This is a genomic window from Rhizobacter sp. (genome assembly GCF_031412495.1).
Taxonomy (GTDB): Bacteria; Pseudomonadota; Gammaproteobacteria; order Burkholderiales; family Burkholderiaceae_C; genus Schlegelella_A.
The window spans coordinates 1-2,388 of record NZ_JANODC010000117.1 but is presented as its reverse complement, the minus strand read 5'-3'; the positions used below and the strand labels follow the sequence as shown (position 1 = coordinate 2,388).

2 protein-coding genes and 1 pseudogene are annotated in these 2,388 nt (G+C 72.1%); all 3 read left to right on the top strand.

The window, feature by feature from the left end; genetic code table 11:
* The coding region (locus AC30N0_RS04255) for a class I SAM-dependent methyltransferase (protein ID WP_489516688.1) at positions 1-672 on the top strand (672 nt) is incomplete at its 5' end.
* 21 nt (positions 673-693) lie between these two features.
* Positions 694-1,497: a class I SAM-dependent methyltransferase gene (locus tag AC30N0_RS04250; protein WP_489516687.1), complete on the top strand. Its 804-nt coding sequence runs from the start codon at positions 694-696 to the stop codon at positions 1,495-1,497.
* 249 nt (positions 1,498-1,746) lie between these two features.
* Positions 1,747-2,388: pseudogene (locus AC30N0_RS04245) on the top strand (hybrid sensor histidine kinase/response regulator); the annotation flags it as partial.

Sequence of the window (2,388 nt, the reverse complement as noted above, 5' to 3'; positions counted from 1 at the left end):
CGCGTGCTCGACGTCGCCGCCGGAAACGGCAATGCGACGCTCGCCGCCGCCCGCCGCTTCGCCGAGGTAACGTCGACCGACTATGTCGGCGCGCTGCTCGAGCGTGGCCGCGAGCGCGCGGCGGCCGAACGCCTGCGGGTCACCTTCCGCGAGGCGGACGCCGAGAATCTGCCCTTCGCGGACAAGAGCTTCGACGTCGTGCTCTCGACCTTCGGAGTGATGTTCACGCCCGACCACGGCCGCGCCGCGGCCGAGATGCTGCGCGTCTGCCGTCCCGGCGGCCGGATCGGCATGGCCAACTGGACGCCGGCCGGCTTCATCGGCCAGCTGTTCCGGACCCTCGGCAGGCAGCTGCCGCCGCCGCCAGGGGTCAAGCCGCCTTCGCTCTGGGGCGACGAGGCGCACCTGCGCTCGCTGTTCGGCGACTCGTCCGCAACCATCGAATGCACGACGCGGACCTTCGCCTTCCGCTACCGCTCGGCGGCCCATTTCATCGACGTCTTCCGCACCTGGTACGGCCCGGTGCACAAGGCATTCGCGGCCTTGCCGTCCGACAAGGCGACAGCTCTCGAAAACGATCTGCTGGAGTTGCTGAACGGCATGAACCGGGCCGGCGCGGCGGCCCTCGTCGTGCCGAGCGAGTACCTCGAGATCGTCATCACGCGCCGCTGAGCACGCGCGGTGGAGGCCAGGTTGCAGCGAAGGGTCCAGCGCTATGGCTGGGACCTCGCCGCAGCGGATTACGAGCAGCTGTGGCAGGCCCCGCTGGCGGGCGCGCGAACGGCCCTGCTCGAACTCGCTGCGCTTCGACCCGGGCAGCGCGTCCTCGACGTCGCCTGCGGCACCGGGCTCGCCTCGCTGGCGGCCGCGGCCTTGGTCGGGCCCGAGGGTGCCGTGCTCGGCGTCGACCTGTCGGGCGCGATGGTCGAGGCGGCGAGCGCGCGCGCCCGTCAGGGCGGCGCCGCGAACGCCCGCTTCGTGCGCATGGACGGCGAAGCGCTCGACTGCCCGGACGCCGGCTTCGACGTCGCCCTCTGCGCCCTCGGCCTGATGTACATGCCGGAGCCGGAGCGCGCCCTGCGCGAGCTGCGCCGCGTGCTGCGCCCGGGCGGCCGGATGGTGGCCGCGGTCTGGGGCGAGCGAACCCGCTGCGGCTGGGCGGCGGTGTTCGGCATCGTCGATGCCGAGGTGGCGAGCGACGTCTGCCCGCTGTTCTTCCGGCTCGGCCAGGACGACGCGCTCGCCCGAGCCTGCTCGGACGCAGGCTTCGCCAGCGTCCGCAGCCGCCGCATCGAGGGAACGCTCGACCATGCCGACGCCGGGGAGGCCTGCGACGCAGCCTTGATCGGCGGTCCGGTCGCCCTCGCCTGGTCCCGCTTCGACGAGGGTGTCCGGCGACGCGTGCGCGATCGCTACCTGGCCGCGATCGCGCCCTGGCGACACGGCGTCGGCTACCGGATCCCGGCGGAGTTCGTCGTCGTGGCGGCGACGGCCTGAATCCGCCACTCCGCCCGAGCGTCGCGCGCGCGGGCACGGCGTTGCCGTCTGGCGGAGTGAGCCGAAGCGGCGGCGGCCCGCGATGGGGTGCGCGGCTTCGCGGATCGGGGGTGTGACCTGTTCCACGACATGGGGCGGCGGAGCCGCGCCAGCTCGTCCGGTCGATGCCCGACTTGCATAATCCGTCGGCGCTGTGCGCGAGGCGCAGCGCCCCCCATTCCGAACGCTTGCTCACCCGAGGGAGATGGCATGAAGGTACTGGACGACCCCAGCGTTTCCGGCCGCGCCGAAGAGATGAATGCGCTGCTGGCGGCGCTGACCGGGCTGCGCAAGGGCGATGCCACCGTGCGCCTGCCGCTGCACTGGTCGGGCGTCTCGGGCAAGGTGGCCGATGCGTTCAATGCCGTGGTCGAGCAGAACGCGGACATGGCCGAGGAGCTGGCGCGCCTGCGCCAGGTCGTCGGCAAGGAAGGCAAGCTGAAGCAGCGTGCGTCCTTGCGCGAGGCGCGCGGTTTCTGGGGCGAGTCGGTCGAGTGCATCAACTCGCTGATCGACGACCTGGTGCACCCGACCAGCGAGGTGGCGCGGGTGATCGGCGCCGTCGCCCAGGGCGACCTGTCCAAGAGCATGGCGCTCGAGGTCGAGAGCCGGCCGCTCGAGGGCGAGTTCCTGCGCACCGCGAAGACGATCAACAAGATGGTCGAGCAGCTCGGCAACTTCTCGGCCGAGGTGACGCGCGTCGCCCGCGAGGTCGGCACCGAGGGGAAGCTTGGCGGCCAGGCGAAGGTGAAGGGCGTCGCCGGGACCTGGAAGGACCTCACCGATTCCGTCAACTCGATGGCCGGCAACCTGACCGACCAGGTCCGCAACATCGCCGACGTGACGACGGCG